This window comes from Mesorhizobium sp. P2_D6 (genome assembly GCF_056404315.1).
This window is the reverse complement of the sequence record NZ_JBFUEG010000009.1, coordinates 57,479-71,116: the sequence shown is the minus strand read 5'-3', so window position 1 is coordinate 71,116 and position 13,638 is coordinate 57,479. Positions and strand designations below refer to the sequence as shown.

At 59.7% G+C, this 13,638-nt stretch carries 15 protein-coding genes; 10 read left to right on the top strand and 5 right to left on the bottom strand.

What is annotated here, in order from left to right:
- Position 1: 1 nt before the first annotated feature.
- Both AC1D1L_RS20075 and AC1D1L_RS20070 read right to left on the bottom strand, forming a co-directional pair.
- Positions 2 to 337 carry a carboxymuconolactone decarboxylase family protein gene (locus AC1D1L_RS20075; RefSeq protein WP_477343200.1) on the bottom strand — a complete coding sequence of 112 codons (336 nt, stop codon included), beginning with the start codon at positions 335 to 337 and terminating at the stop codon, positions 2 to 4.
- Positions 334 to 738, bottom strand: a complete 405-nt coding sequence (locus tag AC1D1L_RS20070) for a (R)-mandelonitrile lyase (RefSeq protein WP_477343199.1) — start codon at positions 736 to 738, stop codon at positions 334 to 336. Before AC1D1L_RS20070 ends, AC1D1L_RS20075 begins: the two co-directional genes overlap by 4 nt.
- A 140-nt stretch (positions 739 to 878) precedes the next feature.
- On the opposite strand from AC1D1L_RS20070, the gene AC1D1L_RS20065 reads away from it, so the two are divergent.
- Together AC1D1L_RS20065 and AC1D1L_RS20060 are read left to right on the top strand one after the other, a co-directional pair.
- On the top strand, positions 879 to 1,772 hold the full coding sequence (locus tag AC1D1L_RS20065; protein WP_477343198.1) for a LysR family transcriptional regulator: 894 nt from the start codon (positions 879 to 881) through the stop codon (positions 1,770 to 1,772).
- A 201-nt stretch (positions 1,773 to 1,973) separates the two neighbouring features.
- A complete protein-coding gene (locus tag AC1D1L_RS20060; protein ID WP_477343197.1) occupies positions 1,974 to 2,318 on the top strand; it encodes a hypothetical protein in 345 nt (114 codons plus the stop codon).
- 42 nt (positions 2,319 to 2,360) lie between these two features.
- On the opposite strand, the gene AC1D1L_RS20055 is transcribed toward AC1D1L_RS20060, so the two are convergent.
- The 3 genes from AC1D1L_RS20055 to AC1D1L_RS20045 all read right to left on the bottom strand — a co-directional run bounded on the left by AC1D1L_RS20055 (position 2,361) and on the right by AC1D1L_RS20045 (position 3,872).
- A complete protein-coding gene (locus tag AC1D1L_RS20055; RefSeq protein ID WP_477343196.1) occupies positions 2,361 to 3,092 on the bottom strand; it encodes a DUF2270 domain-containing protein in 732 nt (243 codons plus the stop codon).
- 154 nt (positions 3,093 to 3,246) lie between these two features.
- Positions 3,247 to 3,477: a hypothetical protein gene (locus AC1D1L_RS20050; protein ID WP_477307658.1), complete on the bottom strand. Its 231-nt coding sequence runs from the start codon at positions 3,475 to 3,477 to the stop codon at positions 3,247 to 3,249.
- A gap of 92 nt (positions 3,478 to 3,569) precedes the next feature.
- On the bottom strand, positions 3,570 to 3,872 hold the full coding sequence (locus AC1D1L_RS20045; protein ID WP_352587641.1) for a hypothetical protein: 303 nt from the start codon (positions 3,870 to 3,872) through the stop codon (positions 3,570 to 3,572).
- A 302-nt stretch (positions 3,873 to 4,174) separates the two neighbouring features.
- On the opposite strand from AC1D1L_RS20045, the gene AC1D1L_RS20040 reads away from it, so the two are divergent.
- The 8 genes from AC1D1L_RS20040 to AC1D1L_RS20005 all read left to right on the top strand — a co-directional run bounded on the left by AC1D1L_RS20040 (position 4,175) and on the right by AC1D1L_RS20005 (position 13,607).
- Positions 4,175 to 5,317: a helix-turn-helix domain-containing protein gene (locus AC1D1L_RS20040; protein ID WP_477343195.1), complete on the top strand. Its 1,143-nt coding sequence runs from the start codon at positions 4,175 to 4,177 to the stop codon at positions 5,315 to 5,317.
- Between the two features lie 327 nt (positions 5,318 to 5,644).
- Positions 5,645 to 7,387, top strand: a complete 1,743-nt coding sequence (locus tag AC1D1L_RS20035; protein WP_477343194.1) for a putative bifunctional diguanylate cyclase/phosphodiesterase — start codon at positions 5,645 to 5,647, stop codon at positions 7,385 to 7,387.
- 267 nt (positions 7,388 to 7,654) lie between these two features.
- Positions 7,655 to 8,176, top strand: a complete 522-nt coding sequence (locus tag AC1D1L_RS20030; RefSeq protein WP_477343193.1) for a ubiquinone biosynthesis methyltransferase UbiE — start codon at positions 7,655 to 7,657, stop codon at positions 8,174 to 8,176.
- On the top strand, positions 8,173 to 9,351 hold the full coding sequence (locus tag AC1D1L_RS20025; RefSeq protein ID WP_436259315.1) for a methyltransferase domain-containing protein: 1,179 nt from the start codon (positions 8,173 to 8,175) through the stop codon (positions 9,349 to 9,351). The genes AC1D1L_RS20030 and AC1D1L_RS20025 overlap by 4 nt, the downstream gene beginning before the upstream one ends.
- On the top strand, positions 9,348 to 11,714 hold the full coding sequence (locus AC1D1L_RS20020; protein WP_477343192.1) for a SpoIIE family protein phosphatase: 2,367 nt from the start codon (positions 9,348 to 9,350) through the stop codon (positions 11,712 to 11,714). Before AC1D1L_RS20025 ends, AC1D1L_RS20020 begins: the two co-directional genes overlap by 4 nt.
- A gap of 2 nt (positions 11,715 to 11,716) precedes the next feature.
- A complete protein-coding gene (locus AC1D1L_RS20015) occupies positions 11,717 to 12,277 on the top strand; it encodes a slr1658 superfamily regulator (RefSeq protein WP_477343191.1) in 561 nt (186 codons plus the stop codon).
- 18 nt (positions 12,278 to 12,295) lie between these two features.
- The gene (locus AC1D1L_RS20010) at positions 12,296 to 12,634 is read left to right on the top strand and encodes a slr1659 superfamily regulator (RefSeq protein WP_477343190.1); all 339 of its coding nucleotides are present in this window, start codon (positions 12,296 to 12,298) and stop codon (positions 12,632 to 12,634) included.
- A 304-nt stretch (positions 12,635 to 12,938) separates the two neighbouring features.
- Complete coding sequence (locus AC1D1L_RS20005; protein WP_477343188.1) at positions 12,939 to 13,607, top strand: ATP-dependent DNA ligase; 669 nt, start codon at positions 12,939 to 12,941, stop codon at positions 13,605 to 13,607.
- Positions 13,608 to 13,638: the final 31 nt, after the last annotated feature.

Here is a 13,638-nt window from a genome sequence, read left to right as displayed (position 1 = left end):
GTCATTGTCCTTGTTTCTCGGTGTCGGCCTGTTCGAAAACCTTCCTGGCGATGCCGATCGCCGTGGCTGCCGTCGGCCATCCGGCGTAGAAGGCGAGATGGGTGATGGTTTCGATCAACTCGTCGCGGGTGACGCGGTTGTCGAGCGCCCGCTTCATGTGCCCCGGCATTTCATTGATCCGGTAACCTGAAATCAGGCTGGCGACGGTGATGAGGCTGCGGTCGCGCGGCGACAGGCCGGGGCGCTTCCAAACGTCGCCGAACAACACCTCGTCGGTGTATCTGCCGAGGGCAGGGGCGATGTCGGAGAACGGGTTCCTGGGAGATGCATCGGTCATGATGGCTGGACCTCGTATTGTTCATCGCTGACCTTCTCCAGCCAGTCGACGACCTTGCCGTCCAGCGCTTCGGCGATGGCGATGTGGCTCATCGCCGTGGTTGGTGCCGCGCCATGCCAGTGCTTCTCGCCGGGCGCGAACCAGACGATGTCGCCGGGGCGGATCGGCTCGATCGGCCCGCCTTCGCGCTGGACCAGTCCGGCGCCCGACAGCACGACCAGCGTCTGGCCGAGCGGATGCGTGTGCCAGGCGGTGCGCGCGCCGGGCTCGAAGGTCACGGTGGCGCCGCCGACCCGGGCTGGCTCGCTGCCCGTAAACGGTGCATCGATGCGCACCGATCCGGTGAACCAGTCGGCGGGGCCTTTGGCTGAAGGCTGCGAGCCGCTTCGCTTGATGTCCATGGATCTGTCCCTCGTGGGCGGTGTGACCGGCCTTCGGGCCGCCGATTTGGTTGCCTGATTTTGATGATGCCTATTTAGGGCCTGCGATTATCCGCGATTAGCTGCTATATCTGGCATGAACCTATGAGGAGTGATCATAAATGCCGCGCGACAATCTGAATGAGCTCACCGCTTTCCTCGCCGTCGCGCGCGAGAAGAGCTTCACCAAGGCTGCGGCCAAGCTCGGCGTCTCGCAATCGGCGCTCAGCCACACAATGCGGGCGCTGGAGGAGCGGCTGGGCGTGCGGCTTCTCGCCCGCACCACGCGCAGTGTTTCGCCGACCGAGGCGGGCGAGCGCCTGCTGCGCACGGCCGGCCCGCGGCTCGACGAGATCGAGGCCGAGCTTGCAGCCTTGGGCGAGTTGCGCGACAAGCCCGCCGGTACCATCCGCATCACCGCCGGCGAACATTCGGCCGAAAGCATCCTGTGGCCGGCGTTGGCCAGGCTGCTCCCCGATTACCCCGATATCGCGGTCGAGATCATGGTCGACTACGGCCTGACCGATATCGTTGCCGAGCGCTACGATGCCGGCATTCGTCTCGGCGAGCAGGTCGCGAGAGACATGATTGCGGTGCGCATCGGCCCCGACATGCGCATGGCGGTCGTCGGCGCGCCATCCTACCTAGCACGCCACAAGCGGCCGCAGACCCCACAGGACCTGACGGCGCACGCCTGCATCAACCTACGCCTGCCGACCTATGGCGGCATCTATGCCTGGGAGTTCGAGAAGGCCAGCCACGAGCTGAAGGTGCGGGTCGAAGGACAATTGGTGTTCAACAATTTCAGCTTGCGCATGAACGCCGTGCTTGCGGGCCTTGGGCTTGCCTATCTGCCGGAGGATCAGGTGCGAACACAGCTCGACGACGGCCAACTGGTCAGGCTGCTTGCCGACTGGTGTCCGCCCTTTTCCGGGTACCATCTCTATTACCCAAGCCGAAGGCAGCCTTCAGCGGCCTTCGCCCTGCTGGTCGAGGCGTTGCGCTATCGCGGCTGACAGCTGCTGGCGCGAAACAATCACCTCTGCTGCGGACATAGCGGGCAAATCACAGCGTTAGCGATGGCGTTGATCGACCGCGTGCGCGGCGCGGTTTGAGGCGCGCACCAGGCCGGAAATTCGCGGTAGGCATGTGAAAGGGCTCACAGGCCGCGCTTGCAAGGAACGTTATGGGACGTCGGTCCAGTACAGGGGATTCGGATGACGCTAGCCGATCTGTCTTTCTATCTGCTCACGATTTTCAATGGCTTGCGCGTGGTTTCTTACCTGCCGCAGATCCTGCGGGTGGCGCAGGACAAGCATGGCGCGACGGCTATTTCCTACTCAACCTGGCCGTTGTGGACAGCCGCCAACGCCACGACCGGGCTCTATGCCCACATCAACCTCGACGATCCCGCGCTGGCGGCGATCAACTGGCTGAACGGCGCCTGCTGCGCCCTGGTCATCGAATTCACTGCCTACAAGCGTCATCGCGCACGCCCTCGGGTTGAGGTGTCCGAACCCCGGCCGGAATCGACCGCAATGATGGTCGACAATATCTGCTGATTATCCGCGCAGCAGAACCCGATTGCGCTTTCGGAGCCATGTTCAGACGTGCACGGTGCCATGCGACAGCTCGCCCTCGTCGCTTGAGATGAGAAAAGCGGCGGCAAGCATGCCGACATAGAGTAACCCGACCAGGCACACCACATAGATGCCCGGAATAGCGCCGAGCTGCGCCACGCGCGCGGCATCGAGGAATGACGCACCAAAGCCGATCGGCGATCCTTCGCGTTGCAGGCTGGGCGTCGTGATCTTCAGCACCCAGGCCAGCGTCAGGATCGTGTACATGAAAATGTAGTTGCGGCGCAGCCGGCGCACCAAAGCCGCGCGCTGCGAAATCAAGAAGCGCGGCGAACGCAGGCCCTCGCCAACGATGGCCAGCCAGTTGGAGGCGTAGTCCGGCTGCGGCGAGAAGATCTGTGCGAAGTAATAGCGCTCGAACTGGCGCACCCTGGCCCGGTAGACGTCGAAGAAGCGGTAGCGCCGCGCCTCGATCCACAGAAGCAGCGTGATCAACAGCATGGCGAACAGCAGCACGCCGTGATGGGCGCTGGGTGTCGACAGGGAGACAGAGAGCATGGCGGCGACGACGGTGATCGCCCAGTTGCTGGTGCGGTCCAGACGGTCGCGCCAGCCGGCCATGCGGGCGATCTCGGCGCGGTGGAAATGTGACATGGTGGTAGCAAGTTCGGATGAGGTGAGCTTCAGCGCGAACGCATCCGACACCCGCGGCGCTGCTGCCGCTTCGGCTGGCTTCACAGTCTGGACCTGGGACATTCCCCGCCATGCGCCTCCCTAACGCCATGGCCGGCCGAAACAAGCCGGCCTTCACCCCAATAAACACAACGCGCGGCGGGCCGAAACGTTCCAGCCTCTTTGCGGTTTATGCGCCCAGCCGGGCCCGGCCGGCTACGCGATGGAATGCGGCGCGCTAATGCCCGCTTCCCGCGACCTTTTGCCGGCGAGACCTGACCGCTTCCAGCAGTTCGCGCTCGCCGGTGTGAGCATTTCGAAAAATGGCCACAACCATCACCGCCAGGATTTCGGCGTCCGGGTCCAAGGGGTTGAGATGTTCATCCGCGCAGACCTGATCGAACACGTGTTCGCAAATAGCCAGATCGTGAGGGCTGAGGCAGGTACGGTTGAAGCGCCCACGCGGCATTTGTGCGAACCTTTCAGGGCCCGCTGCCGACGAGTCGCTGAGGCGATGGATTGCTCCAGCGATAATATCGTCGACAGTGTATTGCGGTGAGTTTACTCGTTTCCTGACGATTGAACGGTCAGCAATCCCAAAATTTCTGCGCACTCACGAGCTTTATACTGACCAATGTTCATCAACTGGTAGTAATCATGCCGCTTGTTTTCCGGGATATGAAAGCCGCGCCTAAAATCGGCCGCCTCCTTCGGAGTTCGAGTGCAGCCGATTTTACTGGCTGTGACTTTCAAACTTGCCAGTGAGCATCCGATCCTGGCCGCAATATCCTTCAACGGCTCGTTGTTAACGTATCCGTCAAGAATTATCTTGCGACGAGCTTCGCTGTTGAGTTTTGCGTTCATTTACGGGGTCTCCCCAACTACGCTTCCACAATGCTCAATTCTATATGCAGCGGGCTGAAGAGTGTCGTTAGCGTCGCATCCAGAAACTTATCTCGGAATGCATTTCTTGCTGTTACTCAGCGTTATCGCCGGCTCTGTCGACGTGAGTTCCGCTGTAGTTGGCAGGGTTGCGGCTGTGGTCATCGAACGGCTTGATCTGGCTGATCTGTCGATATCGGCCGCAAAGTCTTGCCAGATGCCCGAAGTACACCACATGATCGAGAGGGGCATGGGCATACCCGAATCGGATATGGCACCACGCGATGGACGCTAAAAAGCCAGACGAGGCACCTGCGAGGCGGCCGCCGGAGCGTGATCGACGTCGTTGGCCGCGCGAAGCTCAACCTCACAACGAGCAAGCTTCGCCACTCGCGCCGGCGCTCGAGCCTTTGTCCTTTTCAACGCTCGAACTGTCGCCAAAGGATCAATTAGCCGCCTGGCAAGCGCATATGGCTCCGCTTGTCGAGGTTAAGTTGCCGGATGACAAATCGCCGGACGATGGCTTTCCCGCCGACCACACGGCCTGGAACCTCGGTGGCATGCTGATCGTTCAGCAGCACGCTCCGGCACACAGTTACATCCGTTCTGCCGCCAAGCTTCGGTCCAGTTCAATCGATCACTGGTATATCGCCTTGCCACGTACTGGCCGGTCGTGGACGGAGGTCGACCGCCGCGTTGCAGAAAGCCAGCCGGGCAAATTGGAGATCAGGTCGCTTGGCTATCCGTTTCGCGGGAGGACAACGGACTCCGAAAGTCTCTTTCTCTATCTGCCGCGTGATTTGTTCTCTGATGTGGCCGCAACCCTCGACGCGAAGAACAATTCAATTCTGTTCGGCAACGTTGCCAGCCTCTTGGTTGACTACGTCGACAGCATCGAAGCAAGACTACGCAGTCTCACGGCCGAAGATCTGCCCCGCATCGTGCACGCAACACGCAGCATGATCATTGCCTGCCTCGCGCCGCCGGCGGAACATGCTGCCGCCGCCGAACAATTGGCGGGCGTCGCGCTGATGGAGCGAGCGCGCCGATACGTCCAAAACAATCTGGATACGCCTCATCTGACACCGGATTCAATGTGCCGGGCGCTCGGCGTCTCGCGCTCCCGTCTCTATCAGTTGTTCGAACCAAGCGGTGGTGTTCTCCATTACATCCAAAGCCGCCGGCTTCTGGCAGCGCATATTGCGCTCAGCGATCCGGTGGACAGCCGGCGAATTGTTGAAATTGCCGAGGCCTTCGGGTTTAGTTCAGCGGCCAATTTCAGCCGGGCATTCAGCAAGGAATTCGGTTACAGCCCCCGCGAAGGCCGCAGCACGGTGGTGTTGTCACGCCCGGCCCACTCTGCTTCGCATGCCGAACACCAGAAGGCCTCTTCCTTTGAAGGTTGGCTCAAAGCGCTGGGAAGCTGAAACAGGATCGGCGATTTTTGGACGGACCGGTCTCAAAAAAGGTTGCCGGGCGGGGAAGGCCACATCGCCTCATGGACCACAATATTTTCGTGTCGCGTCCACCGCGCCATCAATCATATGGCTAATTCCCACCGCTTGCCGATTTATTGACGAACTGTGACTGGTCATCATTATCGATAATTTGCCGCCAATCACTGCCGGGCATACATTGCAACTACGCAGCACGCGGAACTTGTTAAGACTGCCAGTTGAAAGTTTGCCAAGCCTGACAGTTATGCTATTTCTGGACTGGGGGAAGCGAATTTGCACCGCCTATGGAGGTGGCTCTTGCACCCAGAGGCATCAGGCGTCGGCCCGGAGAGTGAGGAGCCCTCCTCAAGCGATGTTCCACGTGCCGGCGAAGCGCTTCTCGCTGACCTTTTGGCAAACACGACCGAACTTTTGTCGTTCTATGACCGCGACTTCTGCCTGACGCACTACGCAACCAAGCTCAAAGGCGTGTACGGAGGCGCGGTAGCGCCGGGTGCCGCCGTTTGGGATATCTACCCGAGCTTCCTCGATGCGGGGTACCGCGACGAATTTCTTCGTGTGTTCCACGGCGGCACTCCGACAAGCATCGACTTGCCGCGATCATCGGACGAAGCGCCCCGTTCCGTTTTCGTCTTCGCCGCCGCGAATGGCGTGGGAATCATCGAGACAAGGGGGCACGGCGAGCGGAGCGCGGCGGAGGAGCAGGAGCATGTAATTCTGCTCCATCAGGCGACGCACGACGTGCTGACCGGACTGCAGAATCGGCGGCGGTTCGGCGAGCGGCTACAGCAGGCGCTCGCGGCCATCGGCGGAGCAAAGCCGAAAGCCGCCCTGCTGCAAATCGACCTCGACGATTTCAAAGCGGTCAACGACACGCTCGGTCATGGAGCAGGCGACACGCTTCTTCAACTCGCAGCGGGTCGAATCCGCGACGCGCTGCAGGACGGCGAATCCGCGTACCGGTATGCCGGCGATGAGTTCGCCGTCATCCAATTGGGAAAGGATCAGCCTGCGGAAGCCGAGCGCCTCGCAGGATCGCTGGTCGACGCGTTCAAGGAGCCGTTCGTCATCAACGGCATTCCCGTTTTCGTCGGCTCGAGTATCGGAATTGCTTTCGGGCCGGAGCACGGTACCGATGGCGAGCAGTTGATGAAAGCCGCGGACATTGCTCTTTACGCAGCCAAGACGGATGGACGCGGTTGCGCTCGAACGTTCAACCGTTCGATGCTGCTCTTGCTCGAGCAACGCGAGAATCTGAGGCGCAACCTTCGAACCGCGCTGGAGCGGGGCGAGCTTTATTTGGAGTATCAGCCGCTCATTCGGTCTCCCGCATCGGTGATCGGTTTCGAAGCGCTACTACGGTGGCGGCACCCCGAGATCGGAATCATTCCACCCGGTGTGTTCATACCGATCGCCGAGGCGGACGGTCTGATGGACGAGATTGGACGATGGGTGCTTGAGGAGGCCTGTCGCCAGGCATTGACGTGGCCCTCCTCGCTGACGATCGCAGTGAACCTGTCGCCTGCTCAGTTCCTTAGCGGATCGCTGACTGACACCGTGGCTCAGGTCATCGACGCAGTTGGAATCCGGGCCGACCGACTTGAACTCGAGATAACCGAGACGGTTCTTCTCGAGAAGACGATCGACAATATCGACACGTTAAACACTCTGAACGTCTTGGGAATACGAATATCGCTCGACGATTTTGGAACATACTACTCATCGTTGAGCTACCTTAAGAACTTTCCCTTCGACACGTTGAAGATAGATCAGTACTTTATTGCGGACTTGGGGACCGATCTCAAAAGCCAGACCATCGTGCGATCGATCATAAATCTGGCGCACGGCCTGGGAATAAGCGTCACCGCCGAGGGGGTCGAGACGTCGGCACAGGCGCGGTGGCTGATCAAGGAGAACTGCGATTGCCTGCAGGGCAATTTCCTGGGACGCCCACTCGGAGCCGATGCAATTGGCAATTTCATCAGACGATCCCAGCTGAGGGTGGTGAGAGCGATGGAGGAATCAAATCGGGCGGTTTAGAGCGGTTTGATAGAACCACTGACCCTAAGTATTTGTTTTTACACAAATCCGGACGGAAAACCGCTACGCATGTTTCCTGGAATTGCTTTGCACCTTGCACCCTTTGTTAACGGTGAAGTGGAGATTTGTGGAAACGATCGAGGCAGATACCGCTCAATTCTTCGAGTCGGTGCAAGAGTGACTCATCACGGCGCGGGGTGAATTTTTTCGTCGCGGAGACCATCGCCTTACCAGGGCTCAATGCTGATGGAACAAGGGAGGATGCCTATGGGACCTGTTCATCATGAGCTGGCTGGCGAGCCGACTTTTGCGCCCATGATCCAGATCGACATGGAAATCAAAGCTTTCGTCTCCGCCTGGAGACACTGCGATTATGCCTCGACATACATGGCCCGGATGATCAGTCAAAACAGGTCAGACTCGGTCCGGCATTCAAATCTCTTTTCCTCTGCCCTCAATGAATTGCTGGAAGTCGCCTTTCGTACGCGCCATGCCGGTGGTGAACTGGCATGCAGGGTGTCCCGCCACGGCGCGACGGACAGGATCGAACTGACGTTCCCATGCGTGCCAGAGGAGCGCCAATTCTATGAAGAAGCGGTGTCACGCGTCGCAGGAACAGAGGCCAGGGAGCGATACCTCAATTCGGTGTCTGGGGATGTCGCGCCCAGCCGGGAGGTCGTGCTCCTGGAACTGGCTGTCGACTACAACGCGGTACTCAGGGTGGAGGAAGCCGATGGTGATGCAATCAAGCTTGTCGTGGATCTCCCGCTTGAGGGCCTGCAACATTGAGCCCTTACGACCTCCTCCCGCGCTTCAAGGCGCAATATGACGCCAACAACCAGGAGTTCTCCATATCCGGGGTGGTCCGGCCTCAGGCAATCGATGAGCTTGGGCCTAGCATAGCATTGCTCCGCGATGCGATCGGCCGTGTGCGCGGCGTTCTCTACGTCAATGTCAGACGCCTGACGCAGATGAACAACGCCGCGTTTCACGCCTTTTCGAGGATCCTCATCGACGCCTGCCGCGCTCGGCCCGATCTCAAATTCGTCGTCATCACGTCAAGCGTCGTCGGATGGACCTCGCGAAAATTCGGTCGCTTGAGCGGAATCGAGCCGAACATCACGGTCGAGGAGTATGACAGCGAATTCTATCCGGGACAGGGCTTCCTCGAGGAAGGCGGGTTCGTTCCGATCCTGCGTTCACAGACGAAGATGACCTGGCGCCACGAGCGCGCAATCTTGCCGCGACACGGCATGAGGCAGGGGATCGTCATGGCCGACATCTGTTGCGGGATCGGCGATTTCGCCGTGCTCGTGCAGAAGGAGTTCCAGCCATCGCGGATCGTCGCCCTCGACCACTCCATATCGAGCCTGAACTATGCTCGACAGGTGATGCGGGAGTTCGATATCCGGGGCATCGAATATACCTATGGCGATGCGTCGGAGATGCTGCTCGACGAAGCGCAGTTCGACCTGGTGACCTGCCGGCATTCCCTTCAGATATTCAATCGGCCTGAACTCATCCTCAAGGAGCTCTACCGCATATGCAAGCCGGGCGGGCGGGTCTACATCACCAACGAGAAGAATTCGCATTGCCTGGGCGAGCCGCGCGCCGAAAGCATCCGTTGGACCTATAACGAGGTGGCGAAGCTGTTCGGGCATTTCGAGATGGACGTCGAGCTTGGGCCCAAGAGCCGGCGATATCTGATGGAAGCAGGATTCGAAGACATCCGTGTGGAGACCTTCATGGTCACTAACCTGGACGGCGATCCGCAGGATTTCGCCGATGTCATTGCGGCATGGGCGGATGTCTATGCGGGCGAGATGGCGACCAGGCGCGGCGATGGACCTGAGTTCGTCTCACAGTTCCGGCAGGGTTTCGAGGACCACATTTTCGCTGCGCTCCACCCCAAAGGTTATGCGGGTTGGCCGATCTGGGTCGCATCGGGGCGACGGCCGCAATGAAAGCCGACAATGAGCCCACGCCGCGCTTCGGCCTGCGCTCCTTTCGAGCGAAATTCGTGTTGGTCGTTGGCGGCGCCGTCCTGTTCGACCTCCTGCTGAGCGGTGGCCTGGCGCTTTGGAACGTTCAGAAGCTGTCGCGCGACGCAACATCGGAAGTCGGTGAGGGCCTGACGACCGCAAACCAGGAATACATTCGTTCCTATGCCGAATCGACAGCGTTGAGCGTCGATCTGCTGCTCGATCGGGTTCACGGCGACGTCAAGGCGCTGGCTGGCGTACTGCAGGCCCAGATCAACGAACCGACGAGGCAGCAAGAGGTCGGAGCGACGCTTTCGCATGAAGCGCCCGGCTCCGTGAAGGTCGTCTACGATGCGCAGGGCGATTGGGCGCAGAACCTGCCGGGCGCGCCTTCCGTGGTCAGTGTCTGGGGCTACCTGCTGGGCGCCGACCACGCTCCGCTGCCGGGAGTTCAGAAGGAAATAGAAGACAGTACCGTGATCGATCTCGTCGCGCCGACTCTCATGGCCAGCGGATCGTCCAAACTGCAAATGTACTATATTGGTCCAAAAGAACGGCCGATCTTCAGGACGGTGCCGTATACGAACCAGGCGCAGACCTTCGACAAGCTCTATCCGGGTCACAACAAGGCGGAGTTCTGGGAGTTCTTCTTTCCGGGAATCTATGGCTCATGGCAGCAATGGGCCAGGGATCCGGCCTCGCGTCCGGTCTCTGACGATATCACCCAGACAGCGCCTTACACCGATGCAATCACGGGAAAGCTGATCGTCAGCTTTTTCCACCCGCTGTGGACGCGCGATCGCACCGGTATCGCAGGTACGGCCGGGGCCGACATCACTCTCGATCAGCTCGCGGAAGTCGTCGAAAGGGTGAAGATCGCTGAAACCGGGTTCGGCTTCCTCACCATGTCGACTGGCAATGTGGTGGCGATCAATCCGTCGGGCCAGGCGATCATCGGTCTGACTTCATCGAGCGACGCGGGCACGCAGGGCGTCACCGGCCTGGAGCGGTCCCTGCGGGGAAGTACGCAGCCGGCTATCGCGTCGCTGCCTCTCGGCCAGAACAATGACGGTGTCATTCAGCATATCATGCTCGACAACAAGGGCGAACGCGTACCCTACATTGTTGTCCTCAAGCGACTGAAGCCGACCAATCTGTGGAGTTCGGGACCGATCAAGTCCGAAACGATGTCAGTCGGGATCGTCGTTCCCGAACGGGAGATCTATGCGTCCCTGTTTGCCGCGCAGAAGAGTATTTCGCGCGCAACCAATCGTATCCTGCTCTTTCAGATCGGTGCGATCATCGTTTCGCTTCTGATTGTTTTCGCGGCCGTGCTCGGAATTTCGAAGCGGATCACCGCGGGCCTCAGGGCGCTTGCCAGTGCCGCCCAGCGGCTCCAGACCAAGGACTATTCAGTCCGCGTCAGCATTCCGACGCGCGACGAGGTTGGTGCCGCTGGCATCGCTTTCAACCGCATGGCCGAGCAGATCAGCTTCCACACGGAAAACCTGGAGCAACTCGTCGACGAACGAACCAGAGAACTCGGCGACGCCAATCAGGAGATTTCCGCTCTCAACGAAAAGCTGCAGGACGAGAATGTCCGCCTCGGCGCCGAGCTCGCGGTTGCCAAGCAGATCCAGTTGATGGTCCTGCCGAAACCATTCGAACTCGAAGCGATTCCGGGGCTGGAGATCGCAGCCTACATGCGGCCGGCCGACGAGGTCGGCGGTGACTATTACGACGTCTTGCAGAACGGATCACGGATCAAGATCGGCATCGGCGACGTGACCGGTCATGGTCTCGAGAGCGGCGTGCTGATGCTGATGGTCCAATCCGTTGCACGCGCGCTGCAGGAGACCGACGAAGCGGATCCGCACCAGTTTCTGGACCGGCTGAACAGAGCGATCTACAAGAACATCGAGCGGACGAACACCGGCAAGCATCTCTCGCTGGCCTTTCTTGACTTCGAGGATGAGCGGGTAACGCTATCCGGCCAGCATGAGGACGTTCTCGTCGTGCGTGCGGACGGGGAGGTCGAACGCATCGATACGCTTGATCTGGGCATGCCGGTTGGTCTGGAGAATGACATCTCGAAGTTCATCGACACGCGTGACATCCAGTTCGAGAGTGGCGACGTGATCGTGCTGCACACCGACGGTGTGACCGAGGCGGAGGATCAGGACAAAAGGCTATTCGGGTTCGAGCGCCTCTGCCAGAGCGCAAAAAAACGTTACGGCGGGAGCGCCGAGGACATCAAGACCGGGATCATCGAGGATCTGATGGCCCATATCGGAGTCCAGAAGATCCATGACGACATCACCCTCGTGATCATAAGGCACACATAGCAATGACAACGCTGTTCGGGACCCCTGACATTGCAATCGGGATGAAGGAGAGCGTCAGTCGCGTTCGGCTGTTCGACGGACCTCTCGACTTGAGTTGGCGTCATTGTGCCACGACCTCGGACTTCATCGCCGATCTTTTCGCGTTGCGCTTCCAGTCATCCCGCAATGACTACATCGAAGTGCGGCACAGCATCGGATATCTGGTCAACGAGCTCATCGAGAACGCCGTCAAGTTTCGCGCACCGGGCGAGATCGTGATCGAGGCGTCGATGGATTCGGAGTGCTTCAAGCTCAAGGTGTCGAATGACGTCGATGGCAAAAACGCCTCCGAGTTCAAGAACCTCTTGGCGGACATCACGGTTGGCGATCCCAGAGACCTGCTGATACAGCGAATTGAAGCGAATGCCGCGAGCCCCGACGTGTCACGCTCCGGACTCGGATTGCTGACGTTGATGAGCGACTATGGCGCACGCCTGGCCTGGATATTCAGCTCCGCCGACGAAAGCGATCGGATTTGCCTGGAAACCTACGCCTCCATTCCGATCTCGCAAACGCACAACTAGAAGAAACGAAGCCAGGTCATGGAAATCAAGACAGACGACTACCGAGTGTGGAACGAAGGAAGCGATATTTTCTTCGACGGCGCTATGCGGCTTGCCAGTTCCGAGGCCGGTGCGCCCATCACGGCTCTGGCGACCAGTGTTCTTGCCTCAAATCCCGCTTCCATTACACTCAATCTGAAGGACCTTCACTTTCTCAACTCTTCTGGCATCAACCTGCTGGCGAAATTTACCATCGAGGTACGCAAGCATCCCGATGTTCGACTCGTCGTGCGTGGAACGCCCGAGATACCCTGGCAATCGAAGTCACTGCCGAACCTGAAGAAGCTGCATCCCACCCTGGTGCTTTTGATGGACTAAGGCCTGTTGGTCTTCAGGCCTGAAGACCAACAGGCCTAACTGGGTCGCCTAAATTGGCCAAGGGACTGCGTGAGCGGCAATCCCGGGTAGCATCGGCCAGTCGGTGCGAGAGCGCCGCACCGAGAGCGAGATATGTACGCCAGGATAAGTATCTGGATGCGAAGCTAACGACATTCCGGCCTCGTCCGTAGATGTTTGCGATAGTCCGGCGGGGGCTCGGCACAGGCGGCAGGCGTCCAGATAGCTGGTGTGTCGCCGCCTGTGCCGACAAACGCCCCCCTCTACGCGGTCAAAGGTGTCCGTCTTGAGTAAGCGTAGCAAGGTCAGCGGCGGCCGGCTGGAGTTCATTCCGCCGCAGATCCCTACTCTGGTCAAGCAACCGCCCGAAGATGAGGGATGGGTTCACGAGGTCAAGTTCGACGGCTACAGGACGCAGCTCATCATCGATCAAGGCGGCGTGCGTCTTTTCAGTAAGAACGGCCATGATTGGACGGCAAAATACTGGCCCATCGCGCTGGCAGTCGAGCTGCCATGCAGGGCTGCCATTCTCGACGGCGAGGTCATTGTAGCCGGTGAGCAGGGCGCTCCCGATTACCCTGCGCTGGAAGCCGCGATCTGGAATGAGCCGAGCCGGCTGGTGTTCGTGGCGTTCGACATCCTCCATCTCGATGGTCGCAATCTTGCCCCCTTGCCCCTGCTGCAGCGCAAGCACGCGCTGTGGCAACTGGTTGAGCCTGGCGCCGGCAAGATCCGGTACAGCGAGCATTTCGACGGCGATGCGCTGGCGATCCTTCGCGCCATCGACAAGATGGGGCTTGAGGGCATCATCTCGAAGCGCGCCGACAGCCGCTACCGAAGCGGACCGTCGACCACATGGCTGAAGACCGGATATTTCGAGGAAGGCGATTTCCGAATTGCCGAGCGTCATTCGCCAGCCTGGCACGGCTCCAATGGTCCTGATGGCCACGCTTGACGGCGAGAGACGGTATATCGGCAGCGCTGAT

Coding starts and splice junctions, on each gene's coding strand:
- AC1D1L_RS20075 (WP_477343200.1), bottom strand. CDS start 337: ATGACCGATGCATCTCCCAGGAACCCGTTCTCCGACATCGCCCCTGCC.
- AC1D1L_RS20070 (WP_477343199.1), bottom strand. CDS start 738: ATGGACATCAAGCGAAGCGGCTCGCAGCCTTCAGCCAAAGGCCCCGCC.
- AC1D1L_RS20065 (WP_477343198.1), top strand. CDS start 879: ATGCCGCGCGACAATCTGAATGAGCTCACCGCTTTCCTCGCCGTCGCG.
- AC1D1L_RS20060 (WP_477343197.1), top strand. CDS start 1,974: ATGACGCTAGCCGATCTGTCTTTCTATCTGCTCACGATTTTCAATGGC.
- AC1D1L_RS20055 (WP_477343196.1), bottom strand. CDS start 3,092: ATGTCCCAGGTCCAGACTGTGAAGCCAGCCGAAGCGGCAGCAGCGCCG.
- AC1D1L_RS20050 (WP_477307658.1), bottom strand. CDS start 3,477: ATGCCGCGTGGGCGCTTCAACCGTACCTGCCTCAGCCCTCACGATCTG.
- AC1D1L_RS20045 (WP_352587641.1), bottom strand. CDS start 3,872: ATGAACGCAAAACTCAACAGCGAAGCTCGTCGCAAGATAATTCTTGAC.
- AC1D1L_RS20040 (WP_477343195.1), top strand. CDS start 4,175: ATGGACGCTAAAAAGCCAGACGAGGCACCTGCGAGGCGGCCGCCGGAG.
- AC1D1L_RS20030 (WP_477343193.1), top strand. CDS start 7,655: ATGGGACCTGTTCATCATGAGCTGGCTGGCGAGCCGACTTTTGCGCCC.
- AC1D1L_RS20020 (WP_477343192.1), top strand. CDS start 9,348: ATGAAAGCCGACAATGAGCCCACGCCGCGCTTCGGCCTGCGCTCCTTT.
- AC1D1L_RS20015 (WP_477343191.1), top strand. CDS start 11,717: ATGACAACGCTGTTCGGGACCCCTGACATTGCAATCGGGATGAAGGAG.
- AC1D1L_RS20010 (WP_477343190.1), top strand. CDS start 12,296: ATGGAAATCAAGACAGACGACTACCGAGTGTGGAACGAAGGAAGCGAT.